Raw genomic sequence first — 20,050 nt, 5'->3', positions numbered from 1 at the left:
CCGGGCATGATGAGGGCATGAGTGCCAGGCTCGCGGACCAGGTGCGGGAATCCTCCGTACCTGGTCTGCTGCTGCGTGCGGTCCCCGGCGTCCTGACCGTCCTCACAGTCGCCTTCGCCGCCCGGGACCACGACCGGCAGCGCCTGCCGTACGGCGTGATCGTCGCCCTCGGCGTGATCGTTGTCGTCAGCAACATCTCGCTGTTCCGGCTGCGGTACGGCGAACCGCCCGGCCGGACCGCCTACGCCCTGCTGGCGTTCGCGATCGCCGGGTCGTTGCTGTGGTACGCGCTTCCGCAGAGCGTGATGCTCTTCGTCCCGTTCTGGGTCAGCCGGATCGCGGTCCGGTACTACCGCGCCGGACCGCTGGAATGGATCGTCGTGGCGATCGCCATCCTCGGCGGGAGCGTGCCGCTGTACATCACGACCCGCTCGGCGCCGGGTGCGATCGGGGCGGCCTTCGGCGTGGTCGCGCTGACCCTGGCCGCGGTGAACAGGCGCAACCGGGAGCAGCAGCTGGAGGACCTCGAGGTGTCGCTGGCTCGTAAGCAGGCGGCGATCGAGGAGCACGAGCGGGCCGCGGCGCTGGCCGAGCGGGCGCGGATCGCGCGCGACGTGCACGACGTACTCGCGCATTCGCTGGCCGGGTTGTCGCTGAGCCTGCAGGGTGCGCGGTTGATGCTCGTGCGGGACGGCGCGTCGGCGGAGGCGGTCGAGCAGGTGACGCGGGCGCAGGGGCTGGCGGCCGAGGGGCTGGCCGAGGCGCGGCGGGCCGTCGCGGCGCTGCGGGAGGACGCGGTTCCCGACGTACGGACGCTCGGCGATCTCGTGACGGCGTACCGGCTGGAGACTGGGGCGGCGGCGGAGTTCTCGGTGGAAGGTACGCCGCGGGAGCTGCCGGCTGATGTGATGAGCACGATGTACCGGACCGTGCAGGAAGCGCTGGCGAACACCCGCAAGCACGCGCCGGGCGCGCCGGTCGAGGTCAAGCTGTCGTACGGCGAGCGGGTTGGTCTGACTGTGGAGGACAGGCCGGGGAAGCGACCGGACCGGGCGGCGCCCGGCGGCTATGGTCTGGTCGGGATGCGTGAACGGGCCGACCTGGTCGGCGGATCAGTGGAGGCTGGCCCGACCTCCACGGGCTGGCGAGTGGAGCTCAACGTATGAGTGTGCGAGTGGTGGTCGCGGACGACCAGACCGTGGTGCGGGACGGGCTGGTCACGCTGCTCAAACTGCTGCCCGGGATCGATGTGGTCGCGGCGGCCTCGGACGGCCGTGAGGCGGTCCAGCTGGTCGCCGAGCACGACCCGGACGTGCTGCTCGTCGACCTCCGGATGCCGACCATGGACGGCGTCGAGGCGACCCGTCAGGTGCGCGCGGATCATCCGCGGACCGAGGTCGTCGTACTCACGACGTACAGCGACGACGACTCGGTGCTGTCCGCACTCCGGGCCGGCGCCCGCGGGTTCCTCACCAAGGACGCCGACGCCGAGTCGATCGGCCGCGCTCTGGAGGCCGCCGCCAACGGCCAGTCGATCGTCGACGCCGAGGTCCAGCGCCGCCTGATCTCAGGTGCCACTACCAAACCGGTGGAGCCGGCCGACACAGGCCTCACGCCGCGCGAGTTGGAGGTCCTTCGCCTGATCGCCGAGGGCCTGTCCAACACCGAGATCGCCCGTCACCTGGTCGTCAGCGAGGCCACCGTCAAGACCCACATCAACCACCTCTTCGCCAAGGCCGGCCTCCGCGACCGCGCCCAAGCCGTCGCCTACGCCTACCGCCTCGGCCTCGCCTGACCCATCCGCTCGCCTGCACGGTCCGAACACCGGTTGTTCTTGCGACTGGGTTGCATCTGCTGAGCCCACGGGCGTTTACTGGCGGATTGTGAGGCGATGGGAAGTGACTGGGCGGGAGCGGATGTCGGTCCTGGCGATGGCGGCGTTCGTGCTGCTGTTGCATCTGGCCGGTTGGGGTGTGCTGGCGCTGATCGTGGCGCCGCGGCATTACCTGCTCGGATCGGCGGGCGTGTTCGGGGTCGGGCTCGGCGTGACGGCGTACACGCTCGGGATGCGGCACGCGTTCGACGCCGACCACATCGCCGCGATCGACAACACGACCCGGAAGCTGATGGCAGACGGGCGGCGGCCGTTGTCGGTCGGGTTCTGGTTCTCGCTCGGGCACTCGACCGTGGTGTTCGTGCTGTGCTTCCTGCTCGGGATCGGCGTCCGTACGCTCGCCGGACAGGTCGCCGACGACTCGTCCCGCCTGCAGCAGATCACCGGCGTCATCGGTACGGCGGTCTCGGGCGTCTTCCTGTACCTGATCGCCGCGCTCAACCTCGCCGTCCTGGTCACCGTCGTGAAGGTGTTCCGCCGGATGCGCACCGGCGAGTACGACGAGGCCTCGCTCGAGCAGCACCTCGACAAGCGCGGCTTCATGAACCGGATCCTGGCCGGCGTCACCAAGGCGGTCACCCGGCCGTGGCAGATGTACCCGATCGGCTTCCTGTTCGGCCTCGGATTCGACACCGCGACCGAGGTCAGCCTGCTGGTGCTGGCCGGCGGCGCGGCCGCGTTCAGCCTGCCGTGGTACGCCGTCCTGACCCTGCCGATCCTGTTCGCGGCCGGGATGAGCCTGCTCGACACGATCGACGGCTGCCTGATGAATTTCGCCTACGGCTGGGCCTTCGCGAAACCGGTCCGCAAGGTCTACTACAACATCACGATCACCGGCCTGTCGGTCGCGGTCGCGCTGGTGATCGGCAGCATCGAGCTGATCTCGATCCTCACCGACAAGCTGCACATCGACCACGGCCCGCTGGCCGCGATCGCCGGCGTCGACCTGAACTACGTCGGCTACGCGATCGTCGGCCTGTTCGTCCTCACCTGGATCACCGCCCAGGCGATCTGGAAGTACGCCCGCATCGAAGAACGATGGTCCCCCCGCCCCACCACCGACTCGTAAGACCCAGCTCCCCACCCCAAAACCCACGCCTCGCCCCCACCCACCGCCGTCGGGTTGGCCGCGGGGCGGACCGACGTGGGTGGGCATGGGCGGTGGTGACTGGGGATAGGCAATAGCAGCACCCCAGACGCCGGGTGGTGGTGGGTAGTTGGGGGTGAGGCGTTGACAGTTCCTTGGGTGGGGGCCATCGTTTGATCTTGCGAAAGCGGTTTCGCGAGCTGATCTACACGTGTAGGCATCGACGAGAGGGCCGTTCATGGTTGGTTTGGTTCGGAAGGTGGTCGCGGTGGTGGCTGTTGGGCTGCTCGCCGTCACCCAACTCACGACGACCGCAGAGGCGGCAGGTGATCCCGGGATTGTCTTCAGCAACCCGGCGGCCGCCGACGGCATCACCGCCTGGCCCGGTGACGCGGACAAGACTCCGGAGCATGCCGCGTCGACGCGGCTCGGAGTGCCGTGCTGGCAGACGAGCAACGACCCCAAGGACCAGTACATCTACCTGAACATCGACGCGGCCCGGATCCCGGCCGGCGCGACCGACGCGGTGCTCACGGTCAACTACTTCGACACCCCGGGGCAGCAGCTCACGGCGCAGTACGACAGTGTCAGCGCCGCGTTCACCCCGCTGCCGTGGTTCACGTTCCCGGGTACAGGCGCGTGGGCGAGTACGCAGTTCCGGATGTCCAACATCAACTTCCAGAACCGCGCGAACGGCGCCGACATCCGGCTGATGGCGAATGCACCTGGTGGTGTCATCAGCTCGGTCTGCATCAGTTCGGTCAGCGTCTCGTTCGCGGACACGACAGGCATCACGGTCACCAACCAGAGCCTGGTCTTCCAGCAGGGCTCCGGCAGTATCAGTCTCACCTCGACCGCGCCGTCGGTTGCCTGGAGCATCACCGACGACCAGTACCTACCCGTTGCCTCCGGCAACACCACCACAGGCTCGATCAGCACGTCGTCGCTCGGCGCCGGGTTCTACAACCTCCGCCTCACTGCCGGCGACACAGTCGTCGGTACGACGCTGGCCGTCATCCCACCCCTGCCGGCGGGAATCCAGTCCCCACAGGGCAAGTGGGGTGTGAACACCCATATGAACCACTACTACGACCTGAGCGGCGCGCTGATCCGCACCCTCGCGCTGGCAGGCTTCTCGCACATCCGCGACAGCCTCTCCTGGGACCACCTCGAGTCCGGTGCGCCCGGCAACTACTCGGTCGAACCGCAGTACGACGCGATGACCGCCGACGCGAAGGCCAACGGCATCACTCCGCTGCTGGTCACCGGCTACCGCAACTCGCTGTACGACGGCGGCCACACCCCGAGCACCGCGGCGGGTCTGGCAGCGTTCGGTCGGTACCAGAGCTTCTGGCTCAAGCACTTCGCGGGCACGACCAACGACATCGAGACCTACAACGAGTACTACCAGCCCGGGTTCAACGACAGCGCGTGCGGCGTCACCGGCGCGTGCTTCGTCCAGCTGATGAAGGCGGCGTACGAGCAGACGCACGCGGACAACCCGAACGCCAACGTCATCGCCGACGTCGGCCCGAACAGCGGCGACACCTCGTTCCGCGACCAGGTCCTGTCGCTCGGCGGGCTCGCGTACGTGGACTCGATCAACGCGCACATCTACACGTTCGGCGGCCCGGAGGGCGCCCTGGACACCCAGGTCCAGAGCCTGCGGGCGGCGTCCGACGCGCACGGCGGCGCCGGGAAACCGATCTGGGTCAGCGAGGAGGGCTACCCGACCGCCCCGAGCTTCGGCGGCTCGATGCTCGACCAGGCCCGCAAGTCGATCCGCAACGACACGCTCCTGATCGCGAACGGCGTCAGCCAGTTCTACTGGTACGACGCGCTCAACGACGGCACGAACCTCGACGACAAGGAGAGCACGTTCGGCCTGCTGCAGGCTCCGGCCGGACCGATCGCCGGCATGGCGCCGAAGCCGGGCCTGGTCGCGAAGGCGACCACGATCCGCGCCCTCACCGGCCTCGCCTACAGCGGCCGCGATTCGTTGGCAGCCCCGCTCTACTCGTACCGCTTCGGCTCGGGTACGTCGACCACCCGCGTGCTGTGGTCGACCGGAACCGGAACCTCCTCGGTGCAGCTCAACACCACTGTCCCGCTCGAGGTCACGGACATGTACGGCCACAAGACGACGCTGACGCCGACCGCCGGCGTTGTCACGATGACCGTCGACCAGGACCCGGTCTTCGTGAAGGGTGCGGCCACGGGCGTCGCGGTGACCAGCACGCCGCAGGCAACGGTCGCCGCCGCCGATCCGTCGAACTCCCAGGAGCCGACGGCGGTGACGGTGACGATCAAGGGCTCCGTGCACAACGCCGGCCCGGCAGCCGTCACGGTTGCTGGTCAGACCAAGCCTGCTTTGGTGCTGCCGGGGAAGAACACCACGGTCACGATCCCGGTCCCGGCGAGTGACACGCTCGGTCTGCGGCACGTCGTCGCTACCGTCTCCCGCCTTGGTAGGACGACGGCTCGTCTGGTTGCGTGGACCAGCGTCGAACCGGCGACGAAGATCCGGGTCGTCCCGCAGCTCACAGCGGCCGCGCCGACCGGTCTCGGCGTCGAGCTGACCAACACCAGAGCCAGTTCGGCGGCGACGATCCAGGACCTGAGCTGGACCATCGCCGGCCAGCACGGTACGGCGGGTGCCGGCCAGTCGATCGCACCGGGGCAGAAGGCAACAATCGCGATCCCGGTATCAGGCCTCCAGCCCTGGAAGGCCTACGCCTACACGGTCGACCTCACCACCTCCGACGGAAACAAGGTCTCTGCCAAGGGCACCACGGCCTTCGACCCGATCGTGCCCTCGGCAACCACTCCGACGACCTCGATCAACCTCGCGACCGACGCCAGTTGGCTCACCTTCACCCGGCCGTGGGGCGGCACCGCCGACCTGTCCGGTTCGGCCAACTTCCAGTACGACGCAACTGGTCTGACCATCAACGCCGCCGTCACTGATGACGTCTTCTCGCAGACCGAAACCGCCCCGAACCTGTGGCGCGGCGACAGCCTGCAATTTGCCATCAGCAACGGCCTCCCCGGCGAGAACGCGACCGCGACAGAGCTCGGCGCCGCGCTGCTGCCGACCGGTCCTGCTGTCTACACGTTCGGTACGTCGGACGGCAGCCCGGCCGGGACCACGCCCGGCGCGACCGCGGTGATCACGCGCGCCGACGGGGTCACGTCGTACCAGGTGAAGGTGCCGTGGGCGTCGCTCGGGTTCGCGAGTCAACCGGCCGGACCGGTCGCGATCTCGCTGGCGCTGAACGAGAACGACGGCGCGGGAAGGGCCGGAGCGCTGCAGTGGGCGAGCGGGATTGTGACCGGCAAGACCACGACCTTGTTCCTGCCGGCGACCTTCACCAGTTAGTTGCGGGGGCGGGTGGTGCCCCTTAGTGTTGACGTATGAAGAGTTCTGCAGATGTGCAGGGTATCGACGATTGTCGGGTTCGTCTGGTCAATCCTGAGCGCGTGGCCAGTGTCAACGCCAGGATGCCGGGCCAGGACGACATCGTCGATACCGCTGACGTCTTCGGGCTGCTCGGCGACCCGCGGCGGCTGAAGCTGCTGGTCGCCCTGCTCGATGGGGAGCTGTGCGTCTGCGACCTCGCCGCGATCACCGGGCTCAGCGAGTCCGCGACATCGCACGCTCTGCGCCTGCTCCGCGCGCACCGGGTGGTCTCGGTGCGGCGTGACGGGCGCAACGCGTTCTACCGCCTCGACGACGCGCACGTCCGGATGCTCGTCGACCTGGCCGTCGCCCACACCGAGCACACGGACGCCATCCACCCGGAGAGGTCGGAATCGTGAGCGCCGACCACGGGCATGGTCATGGCCATTCGGTGAGCGCTGCGGCGGACAAGAAGCTGCTCGGCGGCGCGCTCGCGTTGATCGTCGGCTTCATGATCGCCGAGGTGATTGTCGGGTTGGCGGCCGGTTCGCTGGCCCTGGTGACCGACGCGGCGCACATGCTGACCGACGCGATCGCCATCGCGCTCGCGCTGCTCGCGATCCGGCTGGCCGCGAAGCCGCCGGCCGGCGGGTTCACGTACGGCTTCAAGCGGGTCGAGATCCTGTCCGCGCAGGCCAACGGCATCACGTTGCTGCTGCTGGCGGCGTACTTCGTGTACGAGGCCGTCAACCGGATGATCGATCCGCCCGAGGTGAAGGGCGCGCTGGTGCTGATCACCGGCGTCGTCGGCATCGCGGTCAACCTGCTCGCCACCTGGCTGATCAGCAAGGCGAACCGCTCCAGCCTGAACGTCGAGGGCGCGTTCCAGCATATCCTCAACGACTTGTTCGCGTTCATCGCCACCGCGATCGCCGGTCTCGTCGTACTGCTGACCGGGTTCGCCCGGGCGGACGCGATCGCCGCGCTCGTGGTCGCCGTACTGATGCTGAAGGCCGGTATCGGACTGGTTCGTGACTCGGGCCGGATCTTCCTCGAGGCCGCGCCGAGCGCGATCGACCCGCAGGCGCTCGGCGCCGAGCTGTGTGCGATCGAGGGCGTCGTCGAGGTGCACGACCTGCACGTCTGGGAGATCACCTCAGGTGAGCCGGCCGCGTCCGCGCACATCCTCGTTGCCGAGGGCCTCGACTGTCACCAGATCCGGATCAAGATCGAGCAGGTACTGGCCGAGCGCCACCATCTGACGCACTCCACGCTCCAGGTCGATCACGCCACCTCGGCGACCGGTGAGGCGCACTGCAGCGACGCCCACGGCGCCGTACACCGCTCCTCGATCACAGACGCTGCACGAGCACCTGACCCGGCCAGTCCGGCTCACTGACCCGCGGTACGGCGAAGGCCACGTCGCGCGTGAAGCCCTGCGACTCGTAGTACCGGACGAGGGCGCCGTCGCCGCCAGCGAAGCAGTCGACCCGCAGCAGGCGCACACCCGCGGCCCGGGCCAGCTCGCGGGCGTGGCCGAGCAGGATCCCGCCGACGTTCTGCCCGGCGGACGCGCGCTCGGTCACCAGCAGCCGGACGTACAGCTCGGGCTCGGACGCCCGCGGCACGTACTCCATCGCCGCCCCGACCGCGAGCGCGCCGACAACCCGGCCCGCGTCCTCACCGACCCACAGCCCGCCGTAGTCGGCGAACCCGGTGATCTGGGCCACCCGCCGCGGGCTGGTCGAGTGCGGCGCCGTACCCCACTGCTCGGTCTGTCCGCGAGCAACCAGCCACTCGGTGGCCCCGTCGAGCAGGGCCAGCACCGCCGGTACGTCGTCCCGCGCGGCCCGGCGGATCGTCATCTGCACATTTCCCAGAATAGGTTGGCCGTGGATGTCGAAAGCCCGTCCGCAGTCTCTACCAAGGGGTGTAGAGAGGAGCTCACGATGAGCAAGAAGACCGGAAAACTCGACAAGACCTTCACCGCACCGCTGCTGAAGAGCGAGGCCAAGGGCGGCTGGACCTACGTGCAGATGCCGGACTCGGCCGAGTACTTCGGCACCCGCGGCCTGGTCAAGGTCCGCGGAACCATGGACGGCCACCCGTTCGAGAGCTCGTTCATGGCCCTCGGCGACGGCACCCACAAACTCCCCGTCAAGGGCAACCTCCGCACCCAGCTCGGCAAGGACCCGGGCGACGAGATCACCGTGCACCTGGAAGAGCGCCTCGGCTGAGAGTGACTTTCATTTGATCTGAGATCACCGTCACAGCCGGTCATGTTCTGAGTAAGGACTCTGTGAAGAATCGGTCCTGACCGGCTGCTCGGGTGGGGATCATCGCGGGCCTGACCGTAAGTTCGATTCCTGGGTGGTCCGTCGAAGTCAGGAGTGAACGAAGTGCTACGGGGCTCACGGGGCGTGCCGTCGGCATGCCCACGACCAGCAGATCCGGTCTGACCGTGATCACGCTGAACAAGATTCTCGGCGCGGCCGGGGTGGTGCTGCTGCTCGCCGGCGGCCTGCTCGGGTTCCGGTCGGTCTCGGCCAGCGGCACCCGCTGCGGCTCGGCGTTCCAGCCGGCCGGCGGGATCACGCCGATGGCCTGCGACAACGCGCTCAACGGTGCGAGCACGCTGGTCACGATCGTGATGAGCGCCGGGGCACTCTGCCTGATCGCCGCGGTGGCGGTCAAGGTGGTCCGCGACCGGGCCCACGCCAAGGTCGCCGCCTGAAGCATCCGCCCTGTGACAGGGTGCCGGGGTGACGATCGAACCGTTCCGGCTGGATGTGCCGGACAGCGAACTGGACGACCTCCGCCGGCGCCTCGACCTGGTGCGCTGGCCCGCCGAGCTGCCCGGCGCGGAGTGGTCGCGCGGGGTCCCGCTGGCCTACCTCCAAGACCTGGTTGCCTATTGGCGGGACAGGTACGACTGGCGCGCGGCGGAAGCGCGGTTGAACGAGTGGCCGCAGTACACGACGGTGATCGACGGTGCTCGGGTCCACTTCGCGCATGTTCCGTCGTCGGATCCGTCGGCGATCCCGCTCGTTCTCACCCACGGTTGGCCCGGGTCGGTCGTCGAGTTCACCGAGGTCGCGAAGCTGCTGACCGACTTTCACCTGGTGATCCCGACCATCCCGGGGTTCACGCTGTCCGGTCCCGTGCAGGAGCCGGGCTGGGAGTTCAAGCGTGTGGCCGGCGCGTGGACCGAGCTGATGACCCGGCTCGGCTACCAGCGGTACGGCGTACAGGGTGGCGACTGGGGTGCCGCGATCTCCCGCGAGGTCGGGCGGATCGACGCCGAGCGCGTGATCGGCGTACACCTCAATCTCATCCCGGGCGCGGGCGCTACGTCAGAGCCGACGCCGGAGGAGCTTGCATCCCTCGACGCGGCTGAGCAGGAACGCACGTGGGCGTCGTGGCGCCGGCAGCAGGCGTTCGTCTCGGAGCAGCAGGGGTACGCCGATCTGCAGTCGACGCGGCCGCAGACGCTGGCTTATGGGTTGACCGATTCACCCGTGGGGCAGCTGGCGTGGATCGCGGAGAAGTTCGCGACCTGGTCGGATCCGGCGTCGCCGATCGACCGCGACGCGCTGCTCACCAACGTGATGCTCTACTGGCTCACCCGGACCGCGGGATCGGCCGGCGCGATCTACTACGAGCGCGCGCATGCGTCGTACTGGGGCCAACCGGCCGAGCCGTCCCGTACGCCGACGGCGCTGCTCGACCTCGCGCACGAGAACTTCATCCCGCTTCGGCACACGGTCGCCCGGACCGACAACGTCGTTCGCTGGACCAGTCATCCGGACGGCGGCCACTTCGCCGCGCTTGAACAGCCTGCCGTGCTGGCCGCCGACATCCGGGCGTTCTTCAGGGCTTGAGGATCAGCTTGCCCGTCGACCGGCGGGCCAGCAGGTCCTCGTGGGCGCGACGGGCTTCCTCGAGCGGGTACTCCGCGCCTACTTGCGGACTGAGCTTCTTGGCGGCCGTGAGCGCGAGGAGCTCAGCCAGTGGTTCGACGTACCCGCCGGGGAGATCCATCGCCGGGACGAGCCAGAAGCCGGCCACCGAAAGGTTGCGCTGGGCAAGCGCACTCGGGTCGACCGACGGCCGTCCTTCGCGACTGGCGTTGCCGTAGTTGACCAGCCGGCCGAACGGGGCAAGGCTTTCGAGACCGGCGAGCATCGTCGCGCCGCCGGCCGAATCCAGCACGACGTCGGCGCCGCGGCCATCAGTTGCCGCCAGCACCCTCTCGGCGTACCCGTCCGGATTGTTGTTGATGGCAACGTCTGCGCCAAGCTGGCGGGCGATGTCCCGCTTGTCGCCGGTCGACGCGGTGGCAACGACCTGCCCGGCCCCGAAGTGCTTCGCGAGTTGCACGGCCAAGGAGCCCACTCCGCCAGCGGCGGCGTTGACCACGACGGTCTCGCCGGGCCGCAGCCGTGCGCTGCTCTTCAGGAGGTGCCAAGCGGTCAGCCCTTGGATGAGCAATGCGAGGGCCGAACCGTCGTCGACCTCGTCCGGTACGTCGACGGCCCGGTGTGCTGGCGCTGCGGCGTACTCGGCGTACCCGCCGCTGGTCTCGAAGAGCGTGGACAGGACGCGCCGGCCGTAGGCGCGGCCGACGATCTCGACGCCCGGGACGAACGGGAGCGTGACGCCGCCGCGGTACGAGCCGTCGGTGCGGTGGGTGTCCGCGAAGTTCACGCCGGCCGCGCTGACCTCGACCAGCAGCTCGCCCGGCCCGACGACCGGTGGATCGAGCTCGGTCGGGACGAGGACCTCTGGACCGCCGAACTGGGTGACCTGGATCGCGCGCATGGGGGTGTCTGTCCGATCTGCCGGGCGAACTATCGTTGCCGCATGAGTTTTACCGGGTTTCCGGCTGCGGCGCTGGATTTCTACGACGATCTCGAAATGGACAACACCAAGTCGTTCTGGACGGCGCACAAGCAGGTGTACGAGGAGTCGGTCCGCGCACCGATGACCGCGCTGCTCGCGGAGCTCGAGGAGGAGTTCGGCACGGCGAAACTGTTCCGCCCGTACCGCGACGTCCGCTTCGCGAAGGACAAGACGCCGTACAAGACCCATCAGGGCGCGTTCATCGACCTCGCTCCGGCTCTGGGCTGGTACGTGCAGGTCTCGGCACCCGGCGTACGAGTGGCCGCCGGCTTCTACGACGCATCCTCCGACCGCCTGGCCCGAGTCCGCACCGCCATCGATGACGACCGCCGCGGCAAACAACTGGAGAAGCTGCTGGCCAAGCTCACCCGAGCCGGCTGGACCGTAGGCGGCGACAAACTCAAAACCAGCCCCCGAGGCTACGACCCCGACCACCCCCGCATCGACCTGCTCCGCCACAAGTCCCTCACGGTCTCCAAGTCCTACGGCTTCGAGCCCATCATCCACACCCCCGACCTAGCCACCCAGATCCGCACCGACTGGCAATCCACCAAACCCCTCCTAACCTGGCTGACCGACAACTCCTGACGGGTCGTGATGGTGCTTGTACCGTGCGAATCCGACCCGCGATAATTGCGGCGATCTCGAATCCACGAGGTCGGAAACGCGAGGTTGTGGAAAATGCCGAGGCCAGCTGGTCCGCCGACCGTCCGGCTGCGCCGGCTTGCCGCTGAGTTGAAGGGCCTCCGCGCCGAGGCACAGCTGACCCGCGAGCAGGTCCAGGAGCAGAGCGGCGTCAACCAAGGCACCCTCTGGCGCATCGAAAAAGGTCAGGCCAAACCCCATCCCGGCACCCTCGAGACCCTCTTCGACCTGTACGACGTCCCGGAAGCCCGCCGCGCGGAGCTCCTCGAGATGATCAGAGGAGCTAGGCAGCCCGGCTGGCTGCGCCAGTTCAAGGACGTGATTCCGCAGGACTACGCCACCTACATCAACTTCGAGTCCGAGGCGAAGCTCCTACACAACTACGAATCGTCCTACATCCCGGGCCTTCTGCAGACCGAGGAGTACGCCAGGGCGACCGTGGCCGACTTCCTTCCGCTCGAGCCTGACGTGATCGAGCGGAACGTGCAGACGCGGATGGAACGTCAGGCCGCCCTGACCAGGAAGCGTGAGGGTCGTGCGCCGCTCGAGTTGTGGGCAGTGATCGACGAGGCCGCGCTCCGCCGGGAGGTGGGCAGCCGGGCTGTCATGCAGGCCCAACTCAGGCGTCTGCTGGAGATGAGCGAGCGACCGAACATCACGGTCCAGGTGATCCCGTTCGACCGGGGGGCCCATCCCGGGATGACCGGTGCGTTCGCCCGGCTCGCCTTCGGGTCCGTCGCACCCGACCTTGTGTACGTCGAAAGCCTCGCCGGCGACATCTTCCTGGAAGCCGAGGCGGAGATCGACCGCTACGGCCTCGTGTTCGATCACCTCCGGGCGATCGCGCTCAGCCCGCGCGACTCCACAGCCATGATCGCCGGCCTGACCAGACCTTAGTTATCCACAACCTCGCGTTTCTGCCGCGCTCCGGTACGGCGTCATCCTCGAACGGTCCGTGAGCGGACCGTTCTGGCAGCCTGGATTCGGATGGTGCCGGCGCCCGTCCGATCCGTACGGTCGTTGCATGGCGATCGCGGAGACGAGTCTGGTGTTCTGGCCCGGCGGCGAACCGGGCCCGCACTCGAACCCGCAGCGAATCCTGTACTGCTACGCCCACGAGCGCCTCGCTCGGCGGCTCCGTGATGTCGTCGAGCTTCAGAAAGCCGCGTTCGAGGCGGCGGAGCAACGCGGATATCGCCTGGGCCCGCTCTTCGTCGAAGAAGATGATTCCGGTCAGGCCATGCAAGCGCTCATCGACGCCGCCGTAGCACGCATCGGCAAGGCTGCGGTGGCAGTGCCCCACCGCGGCCACCTCATCCCGCTCGGCGCGCCACGCGAGTGGCAGCAGTTCCTGGAAGAGCTGGTCGACCATCCACTCGTCTTCACCGGCCACACCTCATGAGCAGCGGGGCGGGCATGCCGGTTCCCTGTCGCCCGTGCCCGTCCCGCTTTCCAAACTCACGCGATGAAGGGACCGACTATGCCTGGTACGCCGACTGCACGCCCGTGGGGTCTGACCCGGGCAACCGTGTTCGAGGAGGAGATAGCCGAGACGCAGCCCGCCTCGATGTCGATCGATCCGAGCACGCAGTTGACGACGTACCGCGACATCGCCGGCCGGATCCTGCACGCGGGTCCGCCGAAACACGGCACATCGCGGCAAACCGTGACCAGCCAGCCCACCAGCGGCGGCGACGGTCAACACAAGAACTCGCCGGACGACGCGCGTGTCGTCACCTATGTGCCGGACTGATGACCGTGACTGATCCCGTTCTTGTTCTTACCTGTATCGACGACCCGACCTCCGACGCAGTGATCGAGGAGCTGAATTCACGCGAGGTCCCGGTCGTGAGATGTGATCCAGCCGATGTCTTGACCGGCCGGCTCAGCGTCGCTGCCCAGTACGGCGCGGGGGCGAGCAGCTTGCGTACGACGAGCCGTGACCTGGACCTGGCCAAGGTTCGCTCGGTCTATCACCGTCGCCCATCGCCGTACCGGCCACCGACGGGACTGGCCGATCATGACGGACGCTTCGCGGCAGACCAGGCCCGTCATGGGATGGGCGGCGTCTTGGCGGGGATCCGGGCTCGCTGGGTCAATCACATCTGGCGCTCTCTGGAGGCCGACTTCAAACCGTCGCAGCTCACCGTCGCACATGAGCTCGGCTTCGTCGTTCCTCCGACCCTGGTGACGAACGTTCCCGGTGAAGCCCGCGCATTCGCCAACGCCCACGACCACGTGCTGTACAAACCACTCCACGCCAGCCAGTTGCAGAGCGAGGACGGCTCCTTGTCGGTCATCTGGGTTGATGAGGTCAGCCTTCACGACCTCGACGACAGCATCGGGACCACGCTGCACATGTTCCAGCAACGGGTCGACAAGGTTGCCGACGTACGGACCACTGTCATCGGTGCGAACGTGTTCAGTGTTCGCATCGATTCGCCTCACCTCGACTGGCGGCGGGACTACGAGGCGGTCACCTACAGCGTGATCGACACACCTGATGACGTCGCCAAAGCCTGCCGGAGATACCTCGAGCGGTTCGGCCTGCTGTTCGGTGCCTTCGACTTCGGCCTCGGACCTGATGGGCAATGGAGCTGGTACGAGTGCAACAGCGGGGGCCAGTGGCACTGGTTGGAACTCGAGACGGGCTTACCCATGACCGCGGCGATCGCTGATCTCTTGGAGTACGTCGATGACTGACGACAACGCTGCCGGCGACTGGACGTCTCTTGCCGAGGCGATGGTCGAGGCGATCAAACGCGCGGGATATCTGCACAGAGCACCGCTCGAGCTGGCCTTTCGCGAGACACCGCGGCATCTGTTCGTCCCGGAGTTCTTCCGGCTGAAGCCGAACGCCGAGGGCTTCAGCGCGATCGACGGGGTCGTCAGGGCTGACGATCCTGATTGGCTCGCGACGGTCTACTCGAACGAAGCGCTGATCACTCAGGTGAAACCGATCGCCGGGCAGACCGGTGCCACCGCCTTCACCAGCTCATCGTCTGCGCCGGCGTTGATGGCGGACATGATCGACGAACTCCGGATCGACCGCGGAATGAACGTGTTGGAGGTCGGTACCGGCACCGGCTACAACGCGGCCATCCTTTGCCACCTGCTGGGGGACCGAGCTGTGACGACGATCGACATCGATCCGGAACTGACCGAGCGGGCACGAGAACGCCTCGCGGCCCTGGGCTACCGGCCCTCATTCGAGCCTGCTGACGATTCCCACGACCGCATTCTGGCCACGCACGCTGTCGCCGAGGTCCCACCCGAGTGGATCCGCTGGAGCAGGCCCGGTGCTGTGATTCTGGCGGACTTCCGGGCGCCCGCGAACAGCAACATCGGGGCCTGGCTGAAGTTGGTGGTCGATCAGGACGGTGCGACAGCCACCGGGACGCTGATGGATCCGCGTGGCTACTTCATGAACGCTCGCAAGGTGCCGGAGTTCGCGTACGCCGGTGAGCCCGCGCCGGAGTTCACCGATGAGGAGCACCGGCAGCGTGCGCAGCAGACCGAGCGGCGTCGTACGGCGCTGCGATCCGGCGTACTCGATCTGCCGGACTTCGCGCTGTACCTCTGGCTGACTGCGCCTGGTCTGGCCTTCGCGATGACGCCGGACGGCGACGCGTCGCTCAACGGGCCTCGGGCCGAGTCTTGGGCCTACGTCGCCGACGGCACCGTGTACTACGGCGGAGCCGAGGACCTCTGGGCGGTTGTCGAGCATGCCTACAGAGTCTGGGAGTGGTGCCGCCGGCCACCGAAGGAAACCTGGACGCTGAAGGTCAGCGCGCGCGGGACTACGTCCGTACACCTGCCCGGCGAGGACGGCAGTGTCCGCGCCGGGTGACCGCACCGCAGCCTGTGGCTGCGGCCAGGGATCAGCGTTCGAAGTCTTTGCGGATGTCGGTGAGGATGTCGCGGGTTTTGTTCGGGGGCGGGGCCGCGACGCAGAGGGCTTCCATCGTCGCTGTGTACTGGTCGAGGTCTTCCAGCTTGTCCAGGTAGAGGGCGCTGGTGAGGTGCTCGATGTAGACCATGTCCGGCAGGTCCTGCTCCGGGAAACGGAGGATGCTGTACGCACCGCCGGTGGCTGCGTGGCCGCCGACGCTGAACGGCATCACCTGGAGCGTGACGTTCGGCAGCTGGGAGGCGTCGATCAGGTAGTTGAGCTGCTCGATCATGCTCTTGACGCCACCGATCGGCCGCCGAAGCACTGCCTCGTCGACCACAGCCCACAGTCGGACCGGCTCCGGACGGGTCAGGACGCCCTGGCGGTTGGTCCGCAGCGTCACGCGACGCTCGACCTCGTCGGCCGGGATCATGCCGCGGCCCAGCTGGACCACCGCACGGATGTACTCCGGCGTCTGCAGCAGGCCGGGAATGAACTGCAGCTCATAGACACGGATCAGCTGCGCCGCGGCCTCGAGGTCCAGGTAAGAGTGGAACCAGCTCGGCAGTACGTCGCCGTACCGGTGCCACCAGCCCGGGTTGTTCGCCTCGCGCGCGAGGCGAAGGAGGCGCTCGCGCTCTTCGTCGTCATCGAGCCCGTACAGACTGAGCAGGTCGCCGACGTCGCGTTCCTTCAGGCCGACGCGGCCCAGCTCCATCCGGCTGATCTTGGACTCCGACGAGCGGATCTCCCAGCCTGCGTCGGACCGGCTGATACCGGCGGCCGCCCGCATGCGGCGAAGGTGCGCTCCGAGAATGACGCGCAGCGCGGTCGGTCCGCTTTGCGCGCCCGACTCCGTCACCCCAACCTCCCAGCGGCCCCAGCGGTCTCCATCAACAGCAACCTCACCCGCAAGTGCACATCATCGCACGGCAGCGCTCTGATCTGCCGAAGTTCTTACAAAAGAGCGTCGAATCCGCAGCAGCGATCACGGAGCGTAAGCCTAGCCGATGCCGCAGGCGGCGATTTTGTCAGTACATACTATCCGCTCAACGTGCCGGCGAACACCGTTCGGCGGCCGTCGATCCAGCCTGATTCAGGCGGGAGGAGGATCGAATGGGGGTCGATGTGGTCTCGAATTGGAAAACGTGCGGATGCACGTGCATCGGGCGCTTGCATTCGTCGCGTGCCAACGCCATGATTGCTTCATGCACAGAAGGTGAGCTGAATCTCGCGAAAAGTGACATCGCGTGATCCGGCAGGCCGGTCCTTACAGAGCGCCAATGGCCCCCCGTTGGCTTGACTGGTTGGGGAACCCGAGTCGATGAACGACAACGACAGTGAAGTTGTGGAGCAGACCGCCGGCATGGTCGACGGCCGCGCGCCCGAGGAGCTGACGGAGCGGGAGATCCAGGATCTGGTTGCGCGTTGCCCTGAGCAACAGCGCTGGGCCTTCGAGGGCTGGTTGCGCGGCGTTCGTCAACTCGACGGCGACCCCATCGTGAGCCTGGCTCCATGACCACCGACAGAGCAGTAGGAGGACGGAAGATGGTGCGGATCTGGCTGGGCGACCACCTGATCGCCGAGTACGTCGCCGAGCCGGACCGCGCGTCGCGGTACCAGCGGGTGATGACGCCGAAGTTCACCGGATTGCGAATCACCGTTGACAATGCGGCCACCGGGAAGGCATCAGAGCTGCCGAGCGAACAGCTCTGGCCGCTCACCGTCCAGTAGTTCCGTTCTCGCCCCTCAGACACGCCAGGGCTGACTCTCGCCGGAGAGTCGGCCCTGGCGTTTCCATGTGCCGGCCTGATCGTCGGGGCCGGCGCCGGACGACCCGCCGTCAGCTGCGTGATGTGGTTGTCCGGGCGGGCCTGTTCCAGCGCTGAGCCGGCCTCCGGACATACGAAAGGGCCCCTTCGTCACTCGCCTGGCGAAGGGGCCCTTGCTTCGGTGTTGCCGCTGTGTGTTGTTCAGGCGAGATAGTCGAACTCGCCGTCCTGAACGCCGCCGAGGAACGCCTCGATCTCGGCCTTCGTGAACACCAGGGCCGGGCCTTCGGTGAAGCGCGAGTTGCGCATCGCCACACCGCCGTCCGGCAACTTTGCTACCTCGACGCAGTTGCCTTGCGGCCCGCTGCGCTGGCTCTTCTTCCAGATCAGCTCACTGTTCGAGTCGCCGGGCATGCCGTTGTAGATCGCAGTCATCAGCTGCACCTTCCATACGTCCTTGGCATATGCACGTGCATTTGGCCTTGCATCTGCATCGTACACACTTTTGGGTCGCGTGTCCGCTCCCTTACTTCGAGTGATCGTGTCGGCGTCAAACGCCCGTTCTCCGGCGTGTCCGGTCGCGATCAGTGACGGTTTCAACAGATGTGCATGAGATCCGGAGAGCTGGGTACGACTTCTCCTGCAGGCATGACCGTGGTTCAGCGAAGTGCCACGCCGTGACGAGACAGTCGCGAGGTCATACCAATGGTTACGAGCATCATGGAGCGGGTTTCCACCCGCTGCGCCACTCCGGCCGATCGGGCCGCACGTGAAGCAGCCACCCGGGAGCTGATGGAACGCCGGGCTGCCAGCACCGCCGAAAGCGAGCGGCAGGAACTTCTCGAACAGGTCGTCGAGCTCAACCTGGAAATGGCACAGGGCATCGCGCGCCGTTTCCGCGGGCGCGGCGCCGAGGCGGACGACCTGGAGCAGGTCGCCTACCTCGGGCTGGTGAAGGCAGCCCATCACTACCGGCTCGAGGCGGAGACCCCGTTCATCGGGTTCGCCATCCCGACCATCCGCGGCGAGGTCAAGCGGTACTTCCGCGACTGCGCCTGGACGGTCCGGATCCCGCGCCGGCTGCAGGAGATGCAAGGCACGATCGCCACCAAGCTGCCGGAGCTCGAGCAGCAGCTGAATCGCGAGCCGACGCCGAGCGAGATCGCCGAGCACCTCGAGGTCGAGGTGGTCGAGGTCGAGCAGGCGCTCGCCGCGAAGGGCTGTTTCAACGTGTTGTCGCTGGACCGTCCCGCCGAGGCCGACGCCGAACTGACGCTGGCCGACGTGGTCGCCGACGACGATGACGCGAGCATCGACCAGCTGGAAACAGTCGAGATGCTCGAACCCGTACTCGCCGATCTGGGCGAGCGCGACCGCCGGATCCTGCAACTGCGCTTCATCGAAGGCTGGACGCAGTCGGAGATCGGCAACGACATCGGCGTCAGCCAGATGCAGGTGTCGCGGGTGCTGCGCCGGATCCTCGACGACCTCCGCGACAAACTGGCCCCGGTCCAAGCCGCGGCCTAAGCGTCGCGCGTCCCGACCCTCGACCCTTCCGCGGGACTTTGAGCACCTACCAACCAGCTGAGCGGCCGCCAGTTGGTTGGTAGGTGCACAAAGTGCGGCGAGTCGGTTCGGTGGTGCTCACCGCGGATGCGGGGGAGCGGCACAATGGGGGGAGGACGAGGGGATACGTAGTTGCTGTTGGCCTTGCGCATGTTCAAGACCGTGCCCGCGGACGCGGTCTCGGTGCTGCGCGCGTACCCGCCGATGGTGGTGTGCTTCGCCGCTGCGCTGACCGGCACTGCCGTTGTGTTCGACGTCTTCTATCTCGTCGCCAGCCCCGGCCTGACGCTAGCGCTTGTTTATACAGTCCCGGTGCTCGCCGGCCTGATCGCGGGCCTCGTGGCCGCGGCCGACGACGTCGGGCTCGAGCGGCGGGTACTTCTTTGTACTGTCGGTCTGGCGATTGCCCTCGGCATCACCAACTCGATCGTGGTGGCGATGATCGCCGCGATGTCCCGCACCGATCCGTCGAACTGGTCGTCCGGCGGCCAGTCCGTCCTGTTCGCCGGCTGCACGGTGCTCGCCGTCGCGGTCTCGATCGTTGCCTGCAGCAAACTGATCGATGCGCTCGGCATCGAAATGAGCACCCGCCTCCCGCACCGCCGTCGTCCGGTCCCGGCGGCGACCGTCTCACTCGTGGCACCGCGTCCGCGGGTGAGCAAGGAGTCGGCCGCGCGCGCCCAGCCTGCCCCACCGTCACCTCCGCCGGTCGTCGTCGAGGATGAGGAAGAGACGATCCCGGTCTTCGTCCCGCCACCCCTCAAGGTGGTCGATCCGGACGAGGCCCGCCCGGTGACCGCGTCCGGCCAGCTCACCCCCCACGCCCCGCGCATGCGCCGTACGACCCGCCGCGGCAACAAGCCCGGCCGCCGCCCCGGCACCTAGCAAGACT

Annotated in this window: 23 protein-coding genes; 19 read left to right on the top strand and 4 right to left on the bottom strand. The window is 67.6% G+C overall.

Translation table 11 applies throughout. The annotated features are described in order from the left end of the window. The first annotated feature begins 17 nt into the window (after positions 1–17). From ABT313_RS02525 to ABT313_RS02500, 6 genes are all read left to right on the top strand, one after another. Complete coding sequence (locus tag ABT313_RS02525) at positions 18–1,166, top strand: sensor histidine kinase (protein ID WP_350847849.1); 1,149 nt, start codon at positions 18–20, stop codon at positions 1,164–1,166. Beyond that, entirely contained in the window at positions 1,163–1,795 is a 633-nt protein-coding gene (locus tag ABT313_RS02520) for a response regulator (RefSeq protein ID WP_350847847.1), read from the top strand. Before ABT313_RS02525 ends, ABT313_RS02520 begins: the two co-directional genes overlap by 4 nt. A 103-nt stretch (positions 1,796–1,898) precedes the next feature. After that, entirely contained in the window at positions 1,899–2,963 is a 1,065-nt protein-coding gene (gene nicT / locus ABT313_RS02515) for a Nickel transporter NicT (protein ID WP_350847845.1), read from the top strand. 286 nt (positions 2,964–3,249) lie between these two features. Beyond that, positions 3,250–6,360, top strand: coding sequence for a sugar-binding protein (locus ABT313_RS02510; protein WP_350847843.1), 3,111 nt, complete (start codon positions 3,250–3,252; stop codon positions 6,358–6,360). Positions 6,361–6,461: 101 nt separating this feature from the next. Continuing rightward, on the top strand, positions 6,462–6,800 hold the full coding sequence (locus tag ABT313_RS02505; RefSeq protein ID WP_350847841.1) for an ArsR/SmtB family transcription factor: 339 nt from the start codon (positions 6,462–6,464) through the stop codon (positions 6,798–6,800). Next, positions 6,797–7,780 carry a cation diffusion facilitator family transporter gene (locus ABT313_RS02500; protein WP_350847839.1) on the top strand — a complete coding sequence of 328 codons (984 nt, stop codon included), beginning with the start codon at positions 6,797–6,799 and terminating at the stop codon, positions 7,778–7,780. Before ABT313_RS02505 ends, ABT313_RS02500 begins: the two co-directional genes overlap by 4 nt. On the opposite strand, the gene ABT313_RS02495 is transcribed toward ABT313_RS02500, so the two are convergent. Next, the gene (locus ABT313_RS02495; RefSeq protein WP_350849836.1) at positions 7,734–8,246 is read right to left on the bottom strand and encodes a GNAT family N-acetyltransferase; all 513 of its coding nucleotides are present in this window, start codon (positions 8,244–8,246) and stop codon (positions 7,734–7,736) included. The genes ABT313_RS02500 and ABT313_RS02495 overlap by 47 nt on opposite strands. Before the next feature lie 84 nt (positions 8,247–8,330). Between ABT313_RS02495 and ABT313_RS02490 the strand changes: the two genes are divergently transcribed. The 3 genes from ABT313_RS02490 to ABT313_RS02480 all read left to right on the top strand — a co-directional run bounded on the left by ABT313_RS02490 (position 8,331) and on the right by ABT313_RS02480 (position 10,262). Beyond that, positions 8,331–8,618, top strand: coding sequence for a DUF1905 domain-containing protein (locus ABT313_RS02490; RefSeq protein WP_350847837.1), 288 nt, complete (start codon positions 8,331–8,333; stop codon positions 8,616–8,618). 194 nt (positions 8,619–8,812) lie between these two features. Next, complete coding sequence (locus tag ABT313_RS02485) at positions 8,813–9,115, top strand: hypothetical protein (RefSeq protein WP_350847835.1); 303 nt, start codon at positions 8,813–8,815, stop codon at positions 9,113–9,115. A gap of 28 nt (positions 9,116–9,143) precedes the next feature. Then, positions 9,144–10,262 carry an epoxide hydrolase family protein gene (locus ABT313_RS02480; RefSeq protein WP_350847833.1) on the top strand — a complete coding sequence of 373 codons (1,119 nt, stop codon included), beginning with the start codon at positions 9,144–9,146 and terminating at the stop codon, positions 10,260–10,262. Here ABT313_RS02480 and ABT313_RS02475 read toward each other — a convergent pair. Next, on the bottom strand, positions 10,252–11,202 hold the full coding sequence (locus tag ABT313_RS02475; RefSeq protein WP_350847831.1) for a quinone oxidoreductase family protein: 951 nt from the start codon (positions 11,200–11,202) through the stop codon (positions 10,252–10,254). The two genes, ABT313_RS02480 and ABT313_RS02475, sit on opposite strands and share 11 nt — an antisense overlap. Before the next feature lie 42 nt (positions 11,203–11,244). Here ABT313_RS02475 and ABT313_RS02470 point away from each other — a divergent pair, with 42 nt between their 5' ends. The 6 genes from ABT313_RS02470 to ABT313_RS02445 all read left to right on the top strand — a co-directional run bounded on the left by ABT313_RS02470 (position 11,245) and on the right by ABT313_RS02445 (position 15,778). Then, positions 11,245–11,871 (top strand): DUF2461 domain-containing protein, encoded by a 627-nt coding sequence (locus tag ABT313_RS02470; protein WP_350847829.1) that lies wholly within the window; start codon positions 11,245–11,247, stop codon positions 11,869–11,871. A gap of 93 nt (positions 11,872–11,964) precedes the next feature. Continuing rightward, a complete protein-coding gene (locus tag ABT313_RS02465) occupies positions 11,965–12,825 on the top strand; it encodes a helix-turn-helix domain-containing protein (RefSeq protein WP_350847827.1) in 861 nt (286 codons plus the stop codon). 127 nt (positions 12,826–12,952) lie between these two features. Further along, the gene (locus ABT313_RS02460) at positions 12,953–13,330 is read left to right on the top strand and encodes a hypothetical protein (protein WP_350847825.1); all 378 of its coding nucleotides are present in this window, start codon (positions 12,953–12,955) and stop codon (positions 13,328–13,330) included. 63 nt (positions 13,331–13,393) lie between these two features. Further along, a complete protein-coding gene (gene tgmA, locus ABT313_RS02455; RefSeq protein ID WP_350847823.1) occupies positions 13,394–13,681 on the top strand; it encodes a putative ATP-grasp-modified RiPP in 288 nt (95 codons plus the stop codon). Beyond that, positions 13,681–14,631, top strand: coding sequence for an ATP-grasp ribosomal peptide maturase (gene tgmB, locus ABT313_RS02450; protein WP_350847821.1), 951 nt, complete (start codon positions 13,681–13,683; stop codon positions 14,629–14,631). The genes tgmA and tgmB overlap by 1 nt, the downstream gene beginning before the upstream one ends. Next, the gene (locus ABT313_RS02445; RefSeq protein ID WP_350847819.1) at positions 14,624–15,778 is read left to right on the top strand and encodes a methyltransferase domain-containing protein; all 1,155 of its coding nucleotides are present in this window, start codon (positions 14,624–14,626) and stop codon (positions 15,776–15,778) included. Before tgmB ends, ABT313_RS02445 begins: the two co-directional genes overlap by 8 nt. A gap of 31 nt (positions 15,779–15,809) precedes the next feature. Here the strand turns inward: ABT313_RS02445 and ABT313_RS02440 are convergent, their stop codons facing one another. Next, positions 15,810–16,682, bottom strand: a complete 873-nt coding sequence (locus ABT313_RS02440) for a Sco1979 family transcriptional regulator (protein WP_350847817.1) — start codon at positions 16,680–16,682, stop codon at positions 15,810–15,812. A 462-nt stretch (positions 16,683–17,144) separates the two neighbouring features. Between ABT313_RS02440 and ABT313_RS02435 the strand changes: the two genes are divergently transcribed. Together ABT313_RS02435 and ABT313_RS02430 are read left to right on the top strand one after the other, a co-directional pair. Continuing rightward, positions 17,145–17,339 carry a hypothetical protein gene (locus ABT313_RS02435; protein ID WP_130445044.1) on the top strand — a complete coding sequence of 65 codons (195 nt, stop codon included), beginning with the start codon at positions 17,145–17,147 and terminating at the stop codon, positions 17,337–17,339. Beyond that, complete coding sequence (locus ABT313_RS02430) at positions 17,336–17,554, top strand: hypothetical protein (protein ID WP_233714578.1); 219 nt, start codon at positions 17,336–17,338, stop codon at positions 17,552–17,554. Before ABT313_RS02435 ends, ABT313_RS02430 begins: the two co-directional genes overlap by 4 nt. Before the next feature lie 239 nt (positions 17,555–17,793). On the opposite strand, the gene ABT313_RS02425 is transcribed toward ABT313_RS02430, so the two are convergent. After that, positions 17,794–18,027, bottom strand: a complete 234-nt coding sequence (locus ABT313_RS02425; RefSeq protein WP_350847814.1) for a DUF397 domain-containing protein — start codon at positions 18,025–18,027, stop codon at positions 17,794–17,796. 270 nt (positions 18,028–18,297) lie between these two features. On the opposite strand from ABT313_RS02425, the gene ABT313_RS02420 reads away from it, so the two are divergent. Further along, positions 18,298–19,119: a SigB/SigF/SigG family RNA polymerase sigma factor gene (locus tag ABT313_RS02420; protein ID WP_350847812.1), complete on the top strand. Its 822-nt coding sequence runs from the start codon at positions 18,298–18,300 to the stop codon at positions 19,117–19,119. 189 nt (positions 19,120–19,308) lie between these two features. Further along, entirely contained in the window at positions 19,309–20,043 is a 735-nt protein-coding gene (locus ABT313_RS02415; RefSeq protein ID WP_350847810.1) for a hypothetical protein, read from the top strand. The last annotated feature ends 7 nt before the right edge of the window (positions 20,044–20,050 follow it).

The sequence above is a fragment of the Kribbella sp. NPDC000426 genome (assembly GCF_040300265.1).
Lineage (GTDB): Bacteria > Actinomycetota > Actinomycetes > Propionibacteriales > Kribbellaceae > Kribbella.
The sequence above is the reverse complement of the archived record's forward strand: the minus strand, read 5'-3'. Positions and strand labels throughout refer to the sequence as shown.

What these genes read in the sequence shown, in the direction of transcription:
- ABT313_RS02525 (WP_350847849.1), top strand. Translation starts at nt 18, where the DNA reads ATGAGTGCCAGGCTCGCGGACCAGGTGCGGGAATCCTCCGTACCTGGT.
- ABT313_RS02520 (WP_350847847.1), top strand. Translation starts at nt 1,163, where the DNA reads ATGAGTGTGCGAGTGGTGGTCGCGGACGACCAGACCGTGGTGCGGGAC.
- ABT313_RS02495 (WP_350849836.1), bottom strand. Translation starts at nt 8,246, where the DNA reads ATGACGATCCGCCGGGCCGCGCGGGACGACGTACCGGCGGTGCTGGCC.
- ABT313_RS02490 (WP_350847837.1), top strand. Translation starts at nt 8,331, where the DNA reads ATGAGCAAGAAGACCGGAAAACTCGACAAGACCTTCACCGCACCGCTG.
- ABT313_RS02485 (WP_350847835.1), top strand. Translation starts at nt 8,813, where the DNA reads ATGCCCACGACCAGCAGATCCGGTCTGACCGTGATCACGCTGAACAAG.
- ABT313_RS02475 (WP_350847831.1), bottom strand. Translation starts at nt 11,202, where the DNA reads ATGCGCGCGATCCAGGTCACCCAGTTCGGCGGTCCAGAGGTCCTCGTC.
- ABT313_RS02470 (WP_350847829.1), top strand. Translation starts at nt 11,245, where the DNA reads ATGAGTTTTACCGGGTTTCCGGCTGCGGCGCTGGATTTCTACGACGAT.
- ABT313_RS02465 (WP_350847827.1), top strand. Translation starts at nt 11,965, where the DNA reads ATGCCGAGGCCAGCTGGTCCGCCGACCGTCCGGCTGCGCCGGCTTGCC.
- ABT313_RS02460 (WP_350847825.1), top strand. Translation starts at nt 12,953, where the DNA reads ATGGCGATCGCGGAGACGAGTCTGGTGTTCTGGCCCGGCGGCGAACCG.
- tgmA (WP_350847823.1), top strand. Translation starts at nt 13,394, where the DNA reads ATGAAGGGACCGACTATGCCTGGTACGCCGACTGCACGCCCGTGGGGT.
- tgmB (WP_350847821.1), top strand. Translation starts at nt 13,681, where the DNA reads ATGACCGTGACTGATCCCGTTCTTGTTCTTACCTGTATCGACGACCCG.
- ABT313_RS02445 (WP_350847819.1), top strand. Translation starts at nt 14,624, where the DNA reads ATGACTGACGACAACGCTGCCGGCGACTGGACGTCTCTTGCCGAGGCG.
- ABT313_RS02435 (WP_130445044.1), top strand. Translation starts at nt 17,145, where the DNA reads ATGAACGACAACGACAGTGAAGTTGTGGAGCAGACCGCCGGCATGGTC.
- ABT313_RS02430 (WP_233714578.1), top strand. Translation starts at nt 17,336, where the DNA reads ATGACCACCGACAGAGCAGTAGGAGGACGGAAGATGGTGCGGATCTGG.
- ABT313_RS02425 (WP_350847814.1), bottom strand. Translation starts at nt 18,027, where the DNA reads ATGACTGCGATCTACAACGGCATGCCCGGCGACTCGAACAGTGAGCTG.
- ABT313_RS02420 (WP_350847812.1), top strand. Translation starts at nt 18,298, where the DNA reads ATGGTTACGAGCATCATGGAGCGGGTTTCCACCCGCTGCGCCACTCCG.
- ABT313_RS02415 (WP_350847810.1), top strand. Translation starts at nt 19,309, where the DNA reads ATGTTCAAGACCGTGCCCGCGGACGCGGTCTCGGTGCTGCGCGCGTAC.